Genomic DNA, 12,779 nt, shown 5'->3' with positions numbered 1-12,779 from the left:
ATGAAGCACCTACTGAACCTGCTCGCCGCCATTGCCCTGCTGGTCTGGGGCACCCACTTGGTGCGCACCGGCGTGCTGCGGGTGTTTGGCGCCAACCTGCGCAGCCTGCTCGCGCGCAGCATGGGCAACCGCTTCACGGCAGCGCTCTCGGGCATCGGCGTCACGGCGCTGGTGCAGTCGAGCACCGCAACCTCGCTCATGACGGCCTCCTTCGTCGGCCAGGGCCTCATCAGCCTGCCGGCGGCGCTGGCGGTGATGCGCGGCGCCGACATCGGCACGGCGCTGATGGCCGTGCTGTTCTCCACCGACCTGTCCTGGCTCTCGCCACTGTTCATCTTCGTCGGCGTGGTGCTGTTCCTGGCACGACAAGAGACGACCGCCGGGCGCGTGGGCCGGGTCTGCATCGGCCTGGGGCTGATGCTGCTGGCGCTCGAACGCATCACCCAGGCCACCGACCCCATGATGGCCTCGCCCGTGACGCAGGCGCTGCTGCAGTCCATGGGCAGCGACCTGCTGGCCGAAATCTTGATCGGCGCTGTGCTCGCCATCATCTCGTACTCCAGCCTGGCGGTGGTGCTCTTGATTGCCGCCATGGCCGACTCGCACATCGTGCCCGTGCCCATGGCGCTGGCCATGGTGCTGGGCGCCAACCTGGGCAACGGCCTGGCGGCCATTTTGACCATGGCCAAGTCCTCGGTGGAAGTGCAGCAGGTCACCGTTGGCAACATGGTGTTCAAGATCATGGGCGTGCTGCTCATGGCGCCGGCGATTGGCCTGTGGCTGCAGCACGTGCAGCCGCACATGCCCGCCGACGCGCACGGCGTGGTGCTGTTTCACCTGGCGTACAACGTCATCATCAGCGTCGGCTTCATCGGCCTGACGCAGGCGGTGGCGCAACTGGTGGCGCGCCTGATGCCGCCGCCCGACCCGGCGAGCAAGAACCCGCTGCGCCCGCACCACCTCGACCCCTCGGCGCTGGCCACGCCGTCGCTGGCCATCTCCTGCGCCGCGCGCGAGGCGCTGCACCAGGCCGATCTGGTCGAAACCATGTTGATCGGCATGTTCGAGGTCATCCGCAGCGACGATTTGAAGCGCTCGGCCGAGCTGCGCCAGCTCGACGACACGGTCGATGAGCTGTACTCGGCCATCAAGTACTACCTGACGAAAATCTCGCGCGCCGAGCTCGACGAGCGCGAGGGCCGGCGCTGGACCGACATCATCAGCTTCACCATCAACATGGAGCAGATCGGTGACATCATCGAGCGCGTGCTGATCGACATCGAGGACAAGAAAATCAAGCGCGGCTTCCAATTCTCCGAAGCCGGTCTGCAGGAGATCACCGAGCTGCACGCGCGCCTGCTGGACAACCTGCGCCTGGCGATGAGCGTGTTCCTCAACGGCGACCTGCGCGACGCGCACCGCCTGCTCGAAGAGAAGGTGCGCTTTCGCGACCTCGAACGCAGCTACGCCGCCGCGCACCTGGCGCGCCTGTCCGAGCGCACCATGCAGAGCATAGAAACCAGCTCGCTGCACATCGACCTGCTCAGCGAGCTCAAGCGCATCAACTCGCTGCTGTGCTCCATGGCCTACCCCATTTTGGAAAACACCGGCGCCCTGGCCCCCAGCCGCCTGCGCAGCGACAACCCGCCCGAGCCGCCCGGCCACGAAAAGCTATGATTTTGATAGCTACTAGCGCTTGACCAGCAAGAGCTAGTGGCCAATTACAGCATCAATACCGAGCACCCCGTAGTGCGCCGCGCCTCCAGGTCGCGGTGTGCCTGCTGCACCTCACCCAGCGGGTAGCGCTGGTCGATGCGAATCTGCACCGCCCCGCTTTGCACCACGGCAAACAGCGCATCGGCCATGGCCTGGGTGGCTTCGCGCGTGGCGATGTGGGTGAACAGCGTCTGGCGCGTGACGTAGAGCGAGCCGCGTGCCCCCAGGAGCGCGGGCGCAAACGGCGGCACCGGGCCCGAGGCGTTGCCAAAGCTGGCCATGAGGCCAAAGGGGCGCAGGCAGTCGAGCGATTTTTCCCAGGTGTCCTTGCCCACCGAGTCGTACACCACCTTGACCCCCTGACCGGCGGTGATCTCGCGCACGCGGGCGACAAAATCCTCGCGCCGGTAGTTGATGGCGTGGGCGGCGCCGTGCGCCAGGGCGAGCTGGCATTTTTCGTCGCTGCCGGCCGTGGCAATCAGCTGCAGGCCCAGCGCGCGCGCCCACTGGCAGGCGATCAGGCCCACGCCCCCGGCAGCGGCATGGAACAGCACCGCGTCGCCCGCCTGCAGCCCCTCCACCGGGCGCGTCTTGAGCAGCAGGTACTGCGCCGTCAGGCCCTTGAGCATCATGGCCGCGCCCGTTTCAAAGCTGATGTCATCGGGCAGGCGGCAGACGCAGCGCGCCGGCATGATGCGCTCCTCGCAGTAGCTGCCCGGCGGCGTGCTGGCGTAGGCCACACGCTCGCCCACCTGCAGGTGCTCCACGCCCGCGCCCAGCGCCAGCACCACACCCGCGCCCTCCATGCCGATGCCGGCGGGCAGCTGCAGGGGGTACAGGCCGCTGCGGTGGTAGCAGTCGATGAAGTTCAGGCCAATGGCGTGGTGGCGGATGTGCACCTCGCCCGGGCCGGGGCTGCCCACGGCGGCGTTGACCAGCTCCAGCACTTCGGGGCCGCCATGCTGGCGGATATGAACGGCAAGGCCCATGGCCATCCTCCTGTGAAAAATTTGCGCAGCGCACATCGTGCCACGGCAACGGGTACAGTCGCAAACCCTATGCGTTCACAGCTTTCCCCCTCCACCCTCCTCATGCTCGCCGCCGCGCCCCTGCTCTGGGCCGGCAACGCCGTGGTGGGCCGTGCCCTGGCGCCGCTGGTGGCGCCCATCACCCTGAATTTTTTGCGCTGGCTGATTGCCGCCGTGCTGCTGCTGCCACTGGCCTGGCAGGTGCTGCGCCCGGGCAGCGGCCTGTGGCCACACTGGCGCCGCTACGCCTGGCTGGGGCTGCTGGGCATTGGCAACTACAACGCGCTGCAGTACCTGGCGCTGCAAACGTCCACGCCGCTGAACGTGACCCTGGTGGGCTCCGGAATGCCGGTGTGGATGCTGCTGGTGGGCGCGCTCTTTTTTGGCGTGCCAGCCTCGCGCCAGCAGGTGGCCGGTGCGCTGCTGTCCATCGTCGGCGTGCTGACCGTGCTCAGCCGGGGCAGCTGGGAGCAGCTGCTGGCGCTGCACCTGGTGCCGGGCGATTTGTACATGGTGCTGGCCACCATCTCCTGGTCGTTCTATAGCTGGCTGCTGGTGCGCACGCAAGAGCCGCAGCACATCCGCAGCGACTGGTCGGCGTTTTTGCTGGCGCAAATCGTTTTCGGCCTGGGCTGGTCGGGCGCGTTTGCCGGTGTCGAGGCGGGGCTGGGCCAGGTGTACCTCACGCCCAGCGCGCCGCTGCTGGCGGGACTGCTGTTCATCGCCATCGGGCCGGCGGTGCTGGCCTACCGCTTCTGGGGCGTGGGCGTGCAGCGCGCAGGGCCGGTGCTGGGCGGCTTCTTCATCAACCTCACACCGCTGTTTGCCGCCCTGCTCTCAGCCGCCTTCCTGGGCGAGCGGCCCCAGGCCTACCATGGGCTGGCGTTCTTGCTCATCGTTGGCGGCATCGTCATCAGCTCGCGCCGCGCCTGAAGCCGATGCGGCCAGCGCCAGCAGCTGCACCAACGGCAGCGGCCGGGAAAACAAATAGCCCTGGTACAGGCTGCAGCCGTAGCCGGCCAGGGCATCGCGCTGGGCGGGGGTTTCCACGCCCTCGGCAATCACCTCCAGCGCCAGCGTGCACGCCATGGCGATGATGGTTTGCACGATCACGTCGTCGCTGTGCTGCAGCCCGAGCTGGCGCACAAAGGACTGGTCGATCTTGAGCTGATCGAGCGGCAGCCGCGTCAGGTAGGCGAGCGAGGAATGGCCGGTGCCAAAGTCGTCCATGGAAAAACGCACGCCCTTGGTGCGCAGGGCGTGCATTTTGGCGATCGAATCCTGCACGTCTTCGAGCACCAGCGACTCCGTCAATTCGAGCTTGAGCAGATGCCCCGGCGCCGCGCTCGCGCGCAGCGCCTGCAGCACCTGTTCGACAAAATCTGCCTGGCGAAACTGCCGGGCGCTGACGTTGACCGACAACGGCAAGCCGCGCAGCGCACCACCCTGCCAGGCCGCCAGCTGCACGCAGGCCTGCTGCAGCACCCAGGTGCCCAGGGGCACGATCAGGCCCGAGTCTTCAGCCACGGTGATGAATTCCCCCGGCGCGACGCTGCCGCGCTCGGGGTGCTGCCAGCGCAGCAGCGCCTCGGCCCCCACCATCTGCCCGCCCCAGCGGTACTGCGGCTGGTAGTGCAGGCTCAGCTGCCCGGGGCTGTGCAGCGCGGCCTGCAGATCGGCCTCCAGGCTGGCGCGGCGGTTGAGCGCCTCTTGCATCTGCGGATCGAAAAAAGCCAGCGTGTGGCTGCGCTGCGCCTTGCTCTGGTACATGGCGATGTCAGCGCGCTTGAGCAGCTCGGCCGCCGTCAACGGCTCGCTGCCAAACACCGTCGCCCCCATGCTGCAGCTGCTGCGGTGCGGCTGGCCCGAGAGCATGTAGGGCTGGGCCAGCTGCTGCAGCAGTTTTTCGCCCACCTGGCGCGCCTGGGCGGCGGACTGCACGGCATCGTCGGCCAGCTCACCGAGCATGACGACGAACTCATCGCCCCCCAGCCGCGCCACGGTGTCGCAGCTGCGCACGGTCTCTTTCAGGCGCTGCGCCACCTGCTGCAGCAGCTGGTCGCCCACTTCGTGCCCGCGCGTGTCGTTGAGCATCTTGAAATGGTCCAGATCCAAGAACAGCAGCGCCCCGCGCTGGCCCGAGCGCTGCGCCTGCAAGATGGCTTGCCCCAGACGGTCAAGCAGCAGGCGCCGGTTGGGCAGGCTGGTGAGTGGGTCGTAGAAGGCCAGGGATTCGATCTCGGCGTTGGCGCGGCGCAGTGCCGTGACGTCGTGGTAGGTGATGACGCAGCCGCCCTCGGGCGTGGGCCTTTCGGTCACCTCGATACACTGCCCCGAGGCCAAAAGCTGCTCGAACGCCAGCCCCTGCGCCCGCACCATGCGCTGCAAGCGCCACTGCACCCATTGCTGGCGCTCGGCCGCACTGGCGCCCGCCAGGTGCTGGTGCACCACGGCTTCGAGCAGCTCGGCGCAAGGCTGGCCGACGCGGATGACGCCGCGCAGCCAGGGAAACATTTCTTCAAAGCGCCGGTTCCACTGCCGCACCAGCAGCTTGCCGTCGATGAGCAAAAAACCGCTGACCATGGCCCCCAGGGCCTGGTCGAGCATCTCCTTGGCGCGCGTCATGGCGCTGCGCGCGCTGTACAGGCGCAGCACGTAGCGCTGCACCCCCAGGCCGGCGAGCAGCACCAGCACACCCAGCAGCAGCGCCACGCCCAGCAGCACCTGGCGCTCGCCCCGGGAGCTGTCCAGAGCATCGACCTCGGGCAGGCTCGCCGAGATCCACAGCTGCGGATACAGGCTGGGCTGGGCCACCACCAGGGCCGGCTTCTGCGACAGGCGTGCCCGCTGCTGCCAGTGCACACCCATCGCCAGGGGCTGGCCCGCAGGTGCGGCGTGCTGCACTGGCGAGACGGCCAGCAGCACGCCGCCCTGCGGCTCTTCGAGCGTGACCTCCAGGCCCTCGATGTCCACGCTCTGCATCAGCACTGGTTCGAGCATGGCCAGTGGAATCTGCGCCACCACCAGCCAGCGGCTGCCATTGGCGCGCAGCACCGGGCGGGCAACGTAGAGCATCCGCTCAGAGGTATCGGGGTTGATGTGTGCGCGGCTGAGCCACATGCCGGGCACGGGCTGCGCCAGCGCCTGCTGCGCAAAATCGGGCGGCAACGCCAGCGCCAGCTGCTGGCCCGCCGGTGCCGAAGAGGCCAGCACCCGCCCCGCCCCATCGAGCACCGCCACATGGCGCAGCAGCAGGTTGTAGCGCACGCTGCTGCGCAGCAATGCGCTGGCACTGGCGCCATCCTGCCAGCGGCCCCGGGGCTGGGCCAGGTCGAGCAGCTCGTCGCAGCTCGCGAGCAGCACGTCCACGCCCAGCAGCACGCGGTTGACCGCCGTCAGCGCACCGGCGACGAAGCGCGTGACCTGGGCCTCGCTCTCGGCGTAGTCGTTCTGGCGGATGCGCTGCACCAACAGGCCCGAGCCCACCAGCAGCACAAGCCAGAACCCCAGCACCACCACGGCCACAGCCAGCCGGATCCGGGTTGTGGTGCGGGCAGGCAAGGGCATGGCCGGGTCTAGCGCAGCGGCGGCAGCTGGATTTGCTGCACCGGCCCCACGGTCTGGTTCCAGATGGCGGCGCAATCGACCGTGCAGCGCTGTTGCCAGCGCGGCAACACGACGCTGCTGAAAATCTCGCGGCTCTTGATCTGGTCCTGGGCCGAGGGGTTGACCACCACCATGCGGCCTTTGCGGCTCAAGGCGCAGCTGGCAGCGCCGCTGTTGCAGGCGATGCCTTCGGCGGTATCGCGCTCGGCCGCATCCCAGATACGCGCTTCGAGCTGCGGCAGCTCGCGCAGCAGCAGGGCACGCAGGTCTGCCGGCAGCGCCGCCCAGGCCGTTTGGTTGGCGGCAAACACCCCCAGGCCCCAGGTGATGGGCAGGGTGTAGAGGTATTGCGTCACGCGGTACAGCCCCAGGCTGTGGCCCGAGAGGGTGCCGGTGATGGCGCATTCGGTATCGCCCGACTCCAGGCTGTGCGCCAACTGGGCAAAAGCGGTATTGACCGGCAAGGCGCCCAGGGCGCTGACGTAGTCGGCCTGGCCACCCGAGGACACGCGCACGCGCCGCCCCGCCAGATCGGCCAGGCGGGCGATGGGTTTTTTGCAAAACAGCACCTGCGCCGGGTAGGCGTAGATGGCGAGCAGCTCCACACCGTGGCGCTGGCGCAGGTCTTTTTCCAGAAAGGGGCGCAGCGCCGCGACGCTGGCGCGCAGTTGCGCAATGTCGGCAGCCATGCCCGGCAGGTCGGCAGCGGTGTACTGCGGGTACTGGCCGGAGAGCGCGCTCATCAGCACCGTGCCAAAGGGCAGCACGCCAAGCTGCATCATGCGCAGCATCTCCGAGCCAGGCACGCCGGCGCGGTCAAAGGGCACGATGTCGGCGCTGTAGCGACCAGCACTGAGCTGCTGCAGCTGCTGCGTCCAGAAAGGCTCCTCGTGCTGCAGATACTGCGTCACACCCGCCAGGCCGCCGACGATGCGCAGTTTGTACGGCGCAGGTACGGCAGCAGCAGGCGCGTGTGCGGGTGCAGATGCGGGCGGCGTCAAGGCCAGGGCCGCAGAGGCGCTGGCGAGCCCCAGAGCGCACAACGCCGTCAACCAACGGCGCCGCAGAGATGACAGCAAGGCGTGCATGGCCCCTTTCCTTGTATTCCTTGTGGTTTTACGTAAGGCTTTGTACGTAACGCCGGCCATTGTGCCCGTACCCGGGCGGTGCTTGCGGGCCGGGCGTTGCTTTGAAGCATCTATTTACTATATTTTTGATAGCTTCTAGCGCTTACCCACATTGCCCTGCAGCCCGATTCAATGCCTATTCCGGAACATGCGCTGGTGCAGCCGGCGCAGCGACCACCAGACGCTGCCCGCCACCAGCGGAATGGCGACGGCAGCCGTGCTTTCGGGCGAGAGCGGCCAGCCGATTTTTTGCGCCCCCTTGGCCAGGTAGCTCACCAGGCCGACGATGTAGTAGGTGATGGCCGCCACCGACAGCCCCTCGACCGTGGACTGCAGCTTGAGCTGCAGGTCCTGGCGCTGGTTCATGGCGGCGAGCAGCGCCTGGCTGCTTTGCTGCTGCTCGATCTCGACGCGCGTGCGCAGCAGGTTGCTCATGCGCGAGACGCGCTGCGACAGGCCATCTTGGCGCCGCACCACCCAGGCGCAGGTGCTGCGCGCGGGCGAGAGGCGCCGGTCCATGAATTCGCCAATGGTCTGCATCCCCGCCAGGCGCGACTCGGCAATGTCGCGGATGCGCGTATCGACCAGCTCAAAGTAGGCGCTGCTGGCCGAAAAGCGCGAATGCGTGGCTGCGTACTGGCTCTCGACCTGGCCGGCCAGGCGCGTGAGGCGGTCGAGCAGCACGGGCTCGCTGTCGCGGTCGGCGCTGCGGATGGCGTTGGCCAGCGCCGCCAGCTCGCGCTCGGCGCTGGCGAGCACGGTCGCCGCCTCGCGCGCCGCCGGCAGGCCCAGGAGCGCCGCCATGCGGTAGGTTTCGATCTCCAGCAGGCGCTGCACCAGGCGGCCCAAGCGGCGCGGCGTCATGGCGCCGGCGAGCAGCACCATGCGCGAGCAGCCGTCGGCGTGCAGGGCAAAGTCGGTGAACACTTCGCCATGGCCGTCGGCCACGGTGCAGGCCACCAGGCTGTCCTCGCGCAGCACCTGCGGTACCAGGGCCACGTCACCAAATTTTTGCATCGGCAGCAGCCACAGGTGCAGGCTGCACAGGCATTGCCCTGGCAGGCCGGCGAGCCACTCGCGCGGCACGGCTTCGATCGCCCCTTGGGGCTCGCGCTGGCCAAAACCGTCGGCCGCCAGCGGCGCCATGAAGGTCCAACTGACGAACTCGGTGTGCAGCTCCCAGCGCAGGCGAAACGGCCCCAGATCGACGCGCAGGTGCGTGCTGTCGGCCCCCGGCAGCGGCAGGTGCTGGTCGCGCAGCAGCTGCGTCAGGTGCGCGCGGCTGGCCTCGCGCTCGGCCGCGTCGGCCCACATGACGATGTGCGTGATCGCCACCGGCGCCGTGAGGGCCTCGGGCGGGCGGGCGTGAACCTCGTTATGCAGCTGGGCGCGCTGCGGATGCTGTGCCGGAAAAGAAGTCAAAGCCATGAAAGAAAAAAGAAAAATCCATCAATCGTCCACAAAGGTCTGCCCCCGCTGGCGCTGCAACCCCGGCAGCAGCACCAACAACAAAAGCAGCCCCGTCAATACCAGCAGGCCCGCCGCCAGCGGGCGCGTCCAAAAAACCGACCAAGTGCCCTGCCCCTGCACCAGCGCCAGGCGCAGCTGGGCTTCGAGCTGCGGCGCCACGATGAACCCCAGCAGCAGCGGCCCGGGCTCCATGCCCAGCTGGCGAAACACATAACCGAGCAGCGCGCACAGGCACAGCAGGGCAACGCTAAAACTGCTCGCCTGCAAGCTGTACATGCCCAGCGCACACAGCAGCACCAGGGCCGGAAAAAGCAGCCGGTACGGCAGCGCCAGCACCCGCAGCCACAGCCCCAGCAGCGGCAGGCCGCACAGCAGCAACACCAGGTTGCCCAGGCCCATGGAAAGAATCAAACCCCAGAACAGCTGCGGCGCCTGGCTGGGCACCAGCGGCCCCGGCTGCACCTGGTGCAGGCTCAAGGCCCCCAGCAGCAGCGCCATGACGGCATTGGTCGGCAGGCCCAGCGCCAGCAGTGGCATGAAGGCCGCCTGGGCGCCGGCACTGTTGGCCGCCTCGGGCGCGGCCACGCCCCGGATATTGCCCTGGCCCAGCGGCAGCTCGCCCGGGCGCAGGCGGCGCAGACCCTCGACGGCGTAGGCCGCAAACGAGGCCAGCAGCGCGCCGCCACCGGGCAGCCAGCCCAGCAGCGAGCCCAGCACCGTGCCGCGCAGCAGCGCCGGGCGCAGCTGGCGCCGCTGCAGCGCATCTGGCCAACGCTGCGCCAGCGCCGGCGCCTGCACGGCCAGCGCCGGCTCTGCCGGCTTGCGCCCCAGGTGGGCAATGATTTCGCCCAAACCAAACAGCCCCATGGCCAGGGCCATGAAGCTGATGCCGCCGGCGAGCTCGGGCAGGCCCAGGTCGTAGCGCAGCTGGCCCGAATACGGGTCCATGCCCACCAGGCCCAGCAGCAGCCCCACCAGCACCATGCCCAGCGCCTTGAGCAGCGCGCCCGAAGCCAGCACCACCGCCCCCACCAAAAGCAGCACCAGCAGCGCCACCTGCTCGGGCGCCTGCAGCACCTGCTGCGCCTGCGCGCTCAATAGCGGCGCCAACGCGGCCAGCAGCAGCGTGCCCACGGTGCCGGCGACAAACGAGGCCAGCGCCGCCGCCCCCAGCGCCGCGCCGGCCTGGCCGGCGCGGGCCATGGCGTAGCCGTCACGCACCGTGACTGCCGACGAAGCCTCGCCCGGCAGCTGGCGCAAGATGGCCGGCACGGCGCCGCCGTACTGCGCGCCGTAGTAAATACCGGCGAGAAAAATCAAGGCCGTGGGTGGCGCCAGCGCGTAGGTCACGGGCAGCAGCATGGCAATGCTGGCCATGGGCCCGAGCCCCGGCAGCACGCCCACGGCCAGGCCCAGCAGGCAGCCGGCAACGGCGGCGAGCACGTTGCCGCTGCTGAACAACACCTCCAGGCCCAGGGCCCCATGTGCCAGCCATTCCATGCTTCACCCCCGAATGAAAGCGGGCCACAGCGCCAGCGGCAGCTGCAGCAAAAACACGCTCAGCAGCGCGCTGCCCAGCGCCAGCAGGGCCGCCAGCGCCAGCGCCTGGCCCCAGCGGCGCTCAGGCGCGGGCAGCGCCAGACTGGCGATGAGCACCAGCGCCAGCACCGCCAGCACCAGCCCCATGGGCGGCAAGCCCCAGTGCGGCAGGCCCGTCAGCAGCAGCACAAAAGCGCCCGGCGCGGCCAGCACACACAGCAGCGCACGCCAGGCCCAGGGGCCGGTGCGGCCACCGCCTTGCACCTCGATGGTGCCGGCCTTGAACATCACCAGCGCGCCCAGCGCCGCCAGCAGCAGGCCCAGGCGCAGCGGCAGGTAGCCCGGCCCCATTTGCGCCGCCGTGCCCAGGCCGTAGCCCCAGGCGCCCCAGGCAAAGCCCAGGCCCAGGGCCACGAACAGCAGGCCGGCAAAAAAATCTTTCTGGTTTTTGATTTTCATGGTGTGCCAGCGCCTTGCAAAAAAACTGCAAAAACAGCAAAAAAACCGTCAAGCCTCGATTGGCGGCGTGGCGGCAATGACTTCTTCGAGCGTCGTCAGGCCCTCGGCCACGCGCAGCGCGCCGGCCAGGCGCAGCGGGCGCATACCGTCTTGCACCGCCTGGCGGCGCAGGGCGTCCATGCTCGGGCTTTGCGTGATTTTGTCCTTCAGCGGCTCGCTCACGGTGAGCAGCTCGTACAGCCCCATGCGGCCACGAAAGCCGGTCATGCGGCAATCGACGCAGCCCACAGGCTTGTACGGCTGCCAGCCGCCCGAGAGCTTCCAGGGGCGCACGGCGGCGGCCAGCTCATCGATGTGCGCGGCATCGTCTTTTTGCTTGCACTGCGGGCACAGGGTGCGCACCAGGCGCTGCGCCAGGATGCCCAGCAGCGTGGCGTTGATGAGATAGTTGGGCACGCCCAGCTCCATCAGGCGGCTGACGGCGCTGGGCGCGTCGTTGGTGTGCAAGGTAGAAAACACCAGGTGGCCGGTGAGCGCGGCCTGCACCGCCATCTCGGCCGTGGGCAGGTCGCGGATTTCGCCCACCATGATGATGTCCGGGTCCTGGCGCATGAGCGCGCGCAGGCCCTCGGTGAAGTTGAAGTCGAGCTGCGGCTGCACCTGCGTCTGGTTGAAGCTCGGCTCGATCATCTCGATCGGGTCTTCCACCGTGCTGACGTTGACTTCCTCGGTGGCGATGCGCTTCAAGGTCGAGTACAGCGTCGTCGTCTTGCCCGAGCCGGTGGGGCCGGTGACGAGGATGATGCCGTGCGGGCGCCGCACCAGCTGCTCCCAGCGCTCGGCGTCGTGGCGCGCAAAACCGAGTGCATCGAGATCCTTGACGGCGTTGTCGGGGTCAAAGATACGCATCACCATTTTTTCGCCAAAGGCGGTGGGCAGGGTCGAGAGGCGCATTTCCACCTCCTGGCCGTGCGGGTTGCGCGTCTTGATGCGGCCGTCGAGCGGGCGGCGCTTTTCCACCACGTCCATGCGCCCGAGCAGCTTGATGCGCGCCACCATGGCGTTCATCACGCCCATGGGCATCTGATAGACGGGGTGCAGCACGCCGTCGATGCGAAAGCGGATCACGCCCTGCTCGCGCCGGGGTTCGAGGTGGATGTCGCTGGCGCGCTGGTCGAAGGCGTACTGCCACAGCCAATCGACGACGCGGATCACGCCCTGGTCGTTGGCGTCGAGCTGCTTGTTGCTCTTGCCCAGCTCGACGAGCTGCTCGAAAGTGCTGCCGCCGTTGCCGCCGCCGCTTTTTTGCGCCGCCCGCACCGACTTGGCCAGGGCGAAGAACTCGGCCGTGTAGCGCGCAATGTCCTGCGGGTTGGCCATGACGCGGCGCACGCTGCGCTTGGCCTGGCGCTCGACCTCGGCCACCCAGTCGTCCAAAAAGGGTTCGGCCGTGGCCACCACCACCTCGCTGGGCGTGACCTGCACCGGCAGCACCTTGTGGCGCTCGGCGTACTGCGCGCTCATGGCGTCGGCAACGCGGCCCACGTCCACCTTCAGCGGGTCGATGCGCAAGAAGGCCAGGCCGCTGCGCCCGGCGACGTATTCGGTCAACGCATCGAGCGTGAGTGCGCCGGCGCCATCGGCACGCGCCATGGCGACGTTGCCCAGGCGCACCAGCGGGTGCTGGTGGCTCTCGGCCTGCGAGCAGCGCGCGGTGGTGCGCTGCGCTTCTTCAGCGCTGATGACGCCGTCGCTTTGCAGCCAGCGCACGATGCGCTGCCAATCGAGCGGGCCGGGGCGCCGGGGCGCGGTTTTGGCGTGATGGTCGTGCATA

General features: G+C 68.6%; 9 protein-coding genes. 2 read left to right on the top strand and 7 right to left on the bottom strand.

The window, feature by feature from the left end; genetic code table 11:
- On the top strand, nucleotides 1-1,677 hold the full coding sequence (locus G7045_RS03425; protein WP_166157358.1) for a Na/Pi cotransporter family protein: 1,677 nt from the start codon (nucleotides 1-3) through the stop codon (nucleotides 1,675-1,677).
- A 44-nt stretch (nucleotides 1,678-1,721) separates the two neighbouring features.
- On the opposite strand, the gene G7045_RS03420 is transcribed toward G7045_RS03425, so the two are convergent.
- Complete coding sequence (locus tag G7045_RS03420; protein ID WP_166157355.1) at nucleotides 1,722-2,705, bottom strand: quinone oxidoreductase; 984 nt, start codon at nucleotides 2,703-2,705, stop codon at nucleotides 1,722-1,724.
- Nucleotides 2,706-2,774: 69 nt separating this feature from the next.
- On the opposite strand from G7045_RS03420, the gene G7045_RS03415 reads away from it, so the two are divergent.
- Nucleotides 2,775-3,677 (top strand): DMT family transporter, encoded by a 903-nt coding sequence (locus G7045_RS03415; protein ID WP_166157352.1) that lies wholly within the window; start codon nucleotides 2,775-2,777, stop codon nucleotides 3,675-3,677.
- Here the strand turns inward: G7045_RS03415 and G7045_RS03410 are convergent.
- The 6 genes from G7045_RS03410 to G7045_RS03385 all read right to left on the bottom strand — a co-directional run bounded on the left by G7045_RS03410 (nucleotide 3,582) and on the right by G7045_RS03385 (nucleotide 12,778).
- Entirely contained in the window at nucleotides 3,582-6,311 is a 2,730-nt protein-coding gene (locus G7045_RS03410) for an EAL domain-containing protein (protein ID WP_166157349.1), read from the bottom strand. The genes G7045_RS03415 and G7045_RS03410 overlap by 96 nt on opposite strands.
- 8 nt (nucleotides 6,312-6,319) lie before the next feature.
- Entirely contained in the window at nucleotides 6,320-7,438 is a 1,119-nt protein-coding gene (locus G7045_RS03405) for a TRAP transporter substrate-binding protein (RefSeq protein WP_166157346.1), read from the bottom strand.
- Nucleotides 7,439-7,606: 168 nt separating this feature from the next.
- Complete coding sequence (locus tag G7045_RS03400) at nucleotides 7,607-8,905, bottom strand: DUF3422 family protein (RefSeq protein ID WP_166157343.1); 1,299 nt, start codon at nucleotides 8,903-8,905, stop codon at nucleotides 7,607-7,609.
- 21 nt (nucleotides 8,906-8,926) lie between these two features.
- The gene (locus G7045_RS03395) at nucleotides 8,927-10,447 is read right to left on the bottom strand and encodes a tripartite tricarboxylate transporter permease (protein WP_166157340.1); all 1,521 of its coding nucleotides are present in this window, start codon (nucleotides 10,445-10,447) and stop codon (nucleotides 8,927-8,929) included.
- 3 nt (nucleotides 10,448-10,450) lie between these two features.
- Nucleotides 10,451-10,945, bottom strand: a complete 495-nt coding sequence (locus G7045_RS03390) for a tripartite tricarboxylate transporter TctB family protein (protein WP_166157337.1) — start codon at nucleotides 10,943-10,945, stop codon at nucleotides 10,451-10,453.
- A 48-nt stretch (nucleotides 10,946-10,993) separates the two neighbouring features.
- Nucleotides 10,994-12,778, bottom strand: a complete 1,785-nt coding sequence (locus tag G7045_RS03385) for a GspE/PulE family protein (protein ID WP_166157334.1) — start codon at nucleotides 12,776-12,778, stop codon at nucleotides 10,994-10,996.
- Between the last annotated feature and the right edge of the window lies 1 nt (nucleotide 12,779).

The sequence above is a fragment of the Acidovorax sp. HDW3 genome (assembly GCF_011303755.1).
Lineage (GTDB): Bacteria > Pseudomonadota > Gammaproteobacteria > Burkholderiales > Burkholderiaceae_C > Paenacidovorax.
The sequence above is the reverse complement of the archived record's forward strand: the minus strand, read 5'-3'. Positions and strand labels throughout refer to the sequence as shown.

Bases quoted from the DNA above. Each gene is read 5' to 3' on its own strand.
- G7045_RS03385 (WP_166157334.1), bottom strand. From the start codon at position 12,778: ATGCACGACCATCACGCCAAAACCGCGCCCCGGCGCCCCGGCCCGCTC.
- G7045_RS03395 (WP_166157340.1), bottom strand. From the start codon at position 10,447: ATGGAATGGCTGGCACATGGGGCCCTGGGCCTGGAGGTGTTGTTCAGC.
- G7045_RS03410 (WP_166157349.1), bottom strand. From the start codon at position 6,311: ATGCCCTTGCCTGCCCGCACCACAACCCGGATCCGGCTGGCTGTGGCC.
- G7045_RS03425 (WP_166157358.1), top strand. From the start codon at position 1: ATGAAGCACCTACTGAACCTGCTCGCCGCCATTGCCCTGCTGGTCTGG.
- G7045_RS03405 (WP_166157346.1), bottom strand. From the start codon at position 7,438: ATGCACGCCTTGCTGTCATCTCTGCGGCGCCGTTGGTTGACGGCGTTG.
- G7045_RS03400 (WP_166157343.1), bottom strand. From the start codon at position 8,905: ATGGCTTTGACTTCTTTTCCGGCACAGCATCCGCAGCGCGCCCAGCTG.
- G7045_RS03415 (WP_166157352.1), top strand. From the start codon at position 2,775: ATGCGTTCACAGCTTTCCCCCTCCACCCTCCTCATGCTCGCCGCCGCG.
- G7045_RS03420 (WP_166157355.1), bottom strand. From the start codon at position 2,705: ATGGGCCTTGCCGTTCATATCCGCCAGCATGGCGGCCCCGAAGTGCTG.
- G7045_RS03390 (WP_166157337.1), bottom strand. From the start codon at position 10,945: ATGAAAATCAAAAACCAGAAAGATTTTTTTGCCGGCCTGCTGTTCGTG.